7 protein-coding genes are annotated in these 6,603 nt (G+C 35.6%); 3 read left to right on the plus strand and 4 right to left on the minus strand.

Annotation, left to right across the window (positions count from 1 at the left end; all coding sequences use genetic code 11):
* On the minus strand, positions 1-1,274 hold a 1,274-nt coding region (locus RMR19_RS20275), incomplete at its 3' end, for a hypothetical protein (protein ID WP_310605329.1).
* Between the two features lie 254 nt (positions 1,275-1,528).
* On the opposite strand from RMR19_RS20275, the gene RMR19_RS20280 reads away from it, so the two are divergent.
* From RMR19_RS20280 to RMR19_RS20290, 3 genes are all read left to right on the plus strand, one after another.
* Complete coding sequence (locus tag RMR19_RS20280; protein WP_310605330.1) at positions 1,529-2,284, plus strand: class I SAM-dependent methyltransferase; 756 nt, start codon at positions 1,529-1,531, stop codon at positions 2,282-2,284.
* A 579-nt stretch (positions 2,285-2,863) separates the two neighbouring features.
* A complete protein-coding gene (locus tag RMR19_RS20285) occupies positions 2,864-3,283 on the plus strand; it encodes a DUF4430 domain-containing protein (protein WP_310605331.1) in 420 nt (139 codons plus the stop codon).
* Positions 3,270-3,794: a hypothetical protein gene (locus tag RMR19_RS20290; RefSeq protein ID WP_310605332.1), complete on the plus strand. Its 525-nt coding sequence runs from the start codon at positions 3,270-3,272 to the stop codon at positions 3,792-3,794. Before RMR19_RS20285 ends, RMR19_RS20290 begins: the two co-directional genes overlap by 14 nt.
* Before the next feature lie 82 nt (positions 3,795-3,876).
* On the opposite strand, the gene RMR19_RS20295 is transcribed toward RMR19_RS20290, so the two are convergent.
* From RMR19_RS20295 to RMR19_RS20305, 3 genes are all read right to left on the minus strand, one after another.
* Positions 3,877-4,764, minus strand: a complete 888-nt coding sequence (locus RMR19_RS20295; protein WP_310605333.1) for a BclA C-terminal domain-containing protein — start codon at positions 4,762-4,764, stop codon at positions 3,877-3,879.
* A gap of 16 nt (positions 4,765-4,780) precedes the next feature.
* Positions 4,781-5,641, minus strand: a complete 861-nt coding sequence (locus RMR19_RS20300; protein ID WP_310605334.1) for a BclA C-terminal domain-containing protein — start codon at positions 5,639-5,641, stop codon at positions 4,781-4,783.
* A 30-nt stretch (positions 5,642-5,671) separates the two neighbouring features.
* Positions 5,672-6,603, minus strand: a 932-nt coding sequence (locus RMR19_RS20305) for a glycosyltransferase (RefSeq protein WP_310605335.1), incomplete at its 5' end; no start/stop codon positions are given.

Genomic DNA, 6,603 nt, shown 5'->3' on the forward strand with positions numbered 1-6,603 from the left:
ACCTGTGTATCCGCTGGCGTTTTAGAAGGCACACGCGCAAGAGTCGTATTGTCACAACAACGAGTCTGTAGTACGCACAATGGGTTTGGAGCTGTTTCAAAGCGATAATCATAACCTTTACACTTAATGTACTGCTCAATAACATTATGACTCGCTACACAATTCACATTATTGTTTACTGTATTCTGGTAGGAGAAGAAGAGCGCATTTCTTTGTAAATCATGCAATGGAACTACGCACTCTTTGCTTTGGGTATTTCCTGTTGTTGTTTCTATAATTGTTCGAACATAATCAATGTTTGGCTGTAGGCATAGAGGCTCTGGAAACGTACCACAAGGAATTACTTGCTGCCATTCTTTACATTCATATTTTTCTAATAATTCTTTCGCTTTATGAAGATGAGCGATTTCTTGAACGAAACATTCCTCCCATATACAACGAATCCGCTTGTCACATTCCGTTAACATACAAGAATAATACAGATAGCATTCTGTATATTCATGCATTAGCAAATCTTCTAACCACGTTGTAGTCGTATCTTTTAAGCTTTCGTATTGACTTACATGTTCCTCCTCAATCATACCGATTTCTTGGTAAAGCCTACGTCCCAAATCCGATTTGTCATATAATGCAGCAACATTCATATAGTAATTCATAGTCTGTTGCTCAGCAGCAGTAATAATACCAATGTTGAGTTTTGTAAGTGTAGAAGCATCGCTACAAACATATTGGAATATACTATCTCTTGGATCACGATGCTCAGATATTGTAGGACGTGCAGGTGTTATTTCTGTATATCCCCCAACCAATTTCTCAGGACAAATACCGTATTCATAATCAAGAAGATTTGAATAGCGATAGAGATGGTCAAAATCCTCTAATAGAGCAAAATTAAGAGCATTTTTAACATTACAGTTCTGTTCCCGTTTTGCTAAAACTGCAGTAAGATCAACGGCAAGCTGTTCATATGATATGGTATGTTCAAGAATCGACTCATTCTTTGGCTTTAAACAACTGATACGTTTTTGCTGTTGCTGCTCAATACGTCTCATTAATGCTAGCTCACGTCTTAAATCATTATCTGTACAATGTCTTGAAAAATTACGCGTAAACCACTGTGCCTCAAATTCTGTACCATTCATTAATACAATACGACATTTTGTATATGGATTTACTGTTTCTTTATTATATGGACACGGATACATCGTATTCCAGTCCATAAACGTCTTCTCAATTGGTAAAGCTCTTTCTTCAAAAGGATTAAAACTCTGCATAACGCCTCTTTTTATAATTATAGATTCCCTTTTAATATATGAAATATGTGCTATAAATTGCATGGTTTAAGAAGATTCCCTGATTGAAATAATCTTGATAAGTCTACACTTTAATTAAATGTGTATGGAATAAACTAACAATTCATAGTATAATGGCATAAGACAACGATACGTAATAGGATAGCGTAACGTTGACTATATACAGGAAATCACTGTACAGAAACTTACACACCGGCTAATAGAGAAGGGAACTTATGGAAAAGAATAACACAATGAAACTTACCAAACTTGGATTTGAGAAAAGTTTTAAGGAAGCAAACTTTTATAATAAGCAAACAATGGATAACTCTCACTTAACATTATTATTGAATTTAGTGAATCCAACTAAAGATGAAACCATCTTAGATTTAGGAACAGGAAGCGGATATCTAGCATTTCCAATCGCGAAGCAAAACCCAGAGTGTAACGTAATCGGTCTAGATATATTTGAAGCGACATTAGAAAGGAATACGCAAACTGCAAATGAGCTTAGTATCTCTAATGTAGAATTCGTATCATATGATGGAATAAGCTATCCATTTGAAAGCAGCAGTATAGACACTATTATAACGAGATATGCTCTACATCACTTCCCTGATTTAGATGCATGTTTTACTGAACTTTATAGAATATTAAAACCAAATGGTAAATTAATAATCTCAGACCCAACACCAAATGATAACGATGATACTAGATTTGTAGATGAATTCATGCAAATGAAGAAAGATGGTCATATCAAGTTCTATACATTTGCTGAATATATAGCCAAACTAAACCAAGCAGGATTTCATCTAAAGCAACGTATTGATACAACAATTACATTTCCAAGAAAGAATCCAAAAGACTATGAATCATTACTACAAAATCATGCTAAGAACATCATTGAAGGTTATGAGATAAAAATCACTGACGATGAAATATGGATTAAAGAAAATGTTCTGAATATTGTGTTTGAGAAAAATAACCCTTAATTAAGAGTATATACGCAAACACACATGACTTTGTAGTCATTATGACCTTTCAGTCATAATGACTACAAAGTCATACAACAAAAAACCCTATTCAAACCTTGCACTAAATATTGATATAGGATATAATGTTTTAGAAAATCGAACAATTTACTGCAAGAGTTTAATAATAATTTTGTAGTGAATACTTGATAATATTTATTCGTAATTTACCGTACTTGTGTATCAATTAACTTGTTATGCAAAACTTCATTACCTTTCCTCGCTTCTTCGCTGGTACACTCTAGCTAAGAAACGGTAGCAAAGCACTATAGTACTCCTTGGTGTGTACATCAACAACCTAGGAAGGCGAGGCATGGACGCCGAGCCAGCCTGAGCTGAGGCAGGATGCCGAATCGAAGGCGTTTCCGTACACGGTTTATACCTATCCGTACACACGTAGAAGTACTTAAGTGCATAGCGTGTTTCGTGCTATAGTGTATCAGCGAAGAAGCTTTGAAAATCTAAAAAAGTTTTGCGTCAAAAACTATAATACACAAGTACATTCAATTGAGTTTCGCACTCACAAAAAAGGAGACTATTATGCAACAGGAAAAAAACAAATTTAGCGTCAAACAAATTATTATTGGTATTATTATCTTAGCAGTGCTAATTGCAGGAGCATTATATGCCTATAAAACATTTTCACCAAAGCCAGTCGAAGGTTCCAAGTCAATCACAGTAGCTGTAATTGATGACAAGGGTGAGAGAACTACATATACTCACAAAACCGATGCTGAATTCTTAAGAACTGCGTTAGAAGAGATTAAAGATTTGAAAATTGAAGGTGAAGAATCAGATTATGGACTATATGTAAAGACGATTAATGGAGTAACTGCAGATTATAATGTGAATGGAGCATTCTGGTCATTCTCGGTTAACGGTGAATCATGTAATAACGGAATAGATACACAACCAGTTTACGATAATGATTCTTTCGAGATATCCTATGAAGCACAATAATATAAAACGTTCCTTATCGGTAAGAGACATTGCCCTTATTGGCATTATGGCTGCAACATTGATTGCTGCGCAAGTGACATTAGCTGCCTTACCTAATATTGAAATCGTCTCTTTGCTTATCATTGTATTCACATTAACATTTGGCCTTAAAGTATTTTATTCTATCATAGTATTTACATGTATTGAGACATTCATATGGGGTATGGGGCTTTGGTCTATTATGTACTTCTATATCTGGATAATACTTGCTATTGTAGTATATCTGTTTCGCAAACAAGATTCTGTCTGGTTTTGGAGCATTGTATCCGCTATCTATGGTTTGTGCTTTGGCGCACTTGGCTCTATTCTATACCTTGTAATCGGAGGGGTTAGGACAGCATTTGCATGGTGGATAGCAGGAATCCCGTGGGATGTAGCACATTGTATTGCTAATTTTGTACTTACATTAGTTTTATACAAACCGCTCGTCAGCGCATTTAAAAGACTTAAAGGATTAACACAATTAAATTAAATAGAGACCTAAAAGAAGCATAGAGCCATATACGACTCTATGCTTCTTTTAGGTTATTATAACGATTTCTCGTCTAATACGATTACCTTACAATCATACCATTATCAAGCTTGATAATCATTAAAGATGCTCCAACACCAGATATCAGTGTGATAAGCAACGGAATTAATGGAACACTATTTGTTACTTGTAACGATATTGTACTTCCAGCAGCTAAAAGAACATCCACTTCATTCGAATAATTTGATAACGTAACTGTTGGTACAATAATAGAGCCACTTAAAGGCGAACCGTTAACTAGCAATCTAGTACCAGTTAGTAACGCTACTGTTGTATTAAGATGATATGATAGCCTGTAATAACCTGATGATGGAACTGTGAATACCGTATTTGCTCCACTGACTGTTACACCAGACATAACTTGTGCGTTTGGTAATGCAAGACTAATTGCGCCGCTTCCTGGAATCGTTATAATATTCCCAAGTGTATTGATATTAGCACCAAATCCATGTATTGGTGAAGTAGCAGTTGGGGCAAATGCACCAGTTGGGCCACTAATTCCAGTTGCGCCAGGTGCACCAGCAGGACCTTCAATACCACTTGGACCTGTTGGACCTGTTGCTCCTGTGAATGAACCATCTGCTCCAGCTAAGCCTGTTGCTCCTGTTGGACCTAGTGCAATTGGTGCATTCATTACTAATGATAGTTTATTTTTTAATAGATACGTTAATTCCATTGAACTATTTAGTAAATCTTTAACACTTTCGTTCGCATCTAATACTTCTTGATAGGTTGCAGGACCATTTGGTAAACCAGGTAGTGTTCCTAAAACGTATTGAAGTTTTTCACCTTCTGCATTAAGCACATGGCTTAAGCCCAGTTCTTCAGAAGCAATAGAAGATATTAACTGATTAATCGAATCTTCTCTTGTAATCGGAGGTGTTATGCTTGGAAAACTTGGTAATGACATACGTTATCCCCCCTTATTAACTTAATCGCATAAGCATAAGCGAAGCACCTTGTGAATCAGAGGCTGTTAATAAAGTAACGTTTGTTGTCAATCCAAATAATTGTAATTCTACAGTATCTCCAACAGCCAAGTCTGTAATAAACTCTGCACTAAAATTAGATAGAGTTAGCAAAGCTGCTATTGTAGACGCTGGAACAGCGTTTCCACCTATTAATATACGTGAACCAACAGCAATACCAGCAGTTAAATTGATATGATAAGAGATACGATATCTACCAGCTGTGTTTACTGTAAATGTCGTATTTCCTGCATTCATTGTTATACCTGTTGGTAATACATGATTATCTGGAAGTACGATATCAGTACCTCCTACAGCAATTGCAATTGTTCCTGTTGTCGTATGGTTTCCTGCAAATGCAGTAGTACTTGTAAAGTTTCCACCAGTTGGACCTGTTACACCAACTGTACCGTTGATTCCTGTTGGACCAGTTGGACCTTCTGGACCCGTTGGGCCTGTTGGACCTGTTGGACCACCCGCTGGACCACTTGCACCAACAGCACCAGTTGGGCCTGTTGGACCTACTAAAGGTGAAGCAGTCAATACAGTTTGTAATTTTCCTTTATATAATAATTGATTCTGCGAAATTGCTTCAAGAGTTGATTTTACACTTTCGTTAGCAGCAAGTACTTCATCTACCGTGGGATTGGGGCCGGTAACTCCTGGAAGTGTACCAAGAATATACTGAAGTTTTTCACCCTCAGTATTTATAATATGGCTTAATCCGAGTTCTTCCATAGCAATAGAAGATAGGATTTGATTAACTGCATCGTCCCTCGTTATGGCAGGACTTATTGACGGAAAAGAAGGTTGTGACATGATTTAGACTCCATTTCGTTTATTAATACACTATATGTACTTGTTATCATAAGTTGACATATTTTCACAAAATAAAGGATATTTCTTCTCTAATTCGCTATATTCTCTGTCTGCCTCTTCCTTGTTATTAAGATGCAAGTAACATAAGTAGGTATGATACGCAGCCAGAAACGAATCCATACCTACAAAATTAAGATATTCACAGTTAACAGTATGGTGAGACATACAATGTTGAAATGCTCGAATTGCTTTTTCATATTCCTTTGTTCGCTCTAATATAATCCCCTTATAGAAATGTAAATCCACATAATCTGGATAAATTAAAATCGCTTTTTCTAGTCCCTCTAAAACATTTAATGTGGTGCGAGAGTAAATCAAAATTTCATATTTTAACTTATAAAATAATGCGGGTGGTTTACATTCACTAGCAATACTTAGCTCCAAAGCATGATTAATTACTTTATATGCTGTATTCAATTCATGTTGTTGAAATAATTCTGACGCTATATGATAATTTAACCATGCATTATCTGGTGTCACACTCCATTCTTCAAGTAGCATAGATATATTGCGTATACTCTTTTCTTTCTTATCAACCTCACCATATCCAAAATGATTAATCTTTATATAATTATTTCGCGAATAGTTGGTATCGTTATTTAGCTGAAGCCTTTCATGAATTTTCCCTTCGAATGTAAGAGCAGTCTGTTTTTTGAAAAGACGAAAGTGATAAGATAGATAAGAGTTATTTAGATTTGAAAGATCATGACTTTCATAATGTTGTAATGGTACATAAAACACATCTTGTTTCTCTGATAACGACGCCTTAAATGCATCTAAATCTTTAACTTCAATTTCCTCATCAGCATCTAAGTATAAAACCCAATCATATTTGGCAAGTCCGATACTGTAGTTTCTTGCCTTAGAAAAATCATTTTCCCAAGGAATTGAATAGAGATTAA

This window comes from Anaerosporobacter sp. (assembly GCF_031551385.1).
GTDB lineage: Bacteria > Bacillota > Clostridia > Lachnospirales > Lachnospiraceae > Anaerosporobacter.

Bases quoted from the DNA above. Each gene is read 5' to 3' on its own strand.
- RMR19_RS20280 (WP_310605330.1), top strand. From the start codon at position 1,529: ATGGAAAAGAATAACACAATGAAACTTACCAAACTTGGATTTGAGAAA.
- RMR19_RS20285 (WP_310605331.1), top strand. From the start codon at position 2,864: ATGCAACAGGAAAAAAACAAATTTAGCGTCAAACAAATTATTATTGGT.
- RMR19_RS20290 (WP_310605332.1), top strand. From the start codon at position 3,270: ATGAAGCACAATAATATAAAACGTTCCTTATCGGTAAGAGACATTGCC.
- RMR19_RS20295 (WP_310605333.1), bottom strand. From the start codon at position 4,764: ATGTCATTACCAAGTTTTCCAAGCATAACACCTCCGATTACAAGAGAA.
- RMR19_RS20300 (WP_310605334.1), bottom strand. From the start codon at position 5,641: ATGTCACAACCTTCTTTTCCGTCAATAAGTCCTGCCATAACGAGGGAC.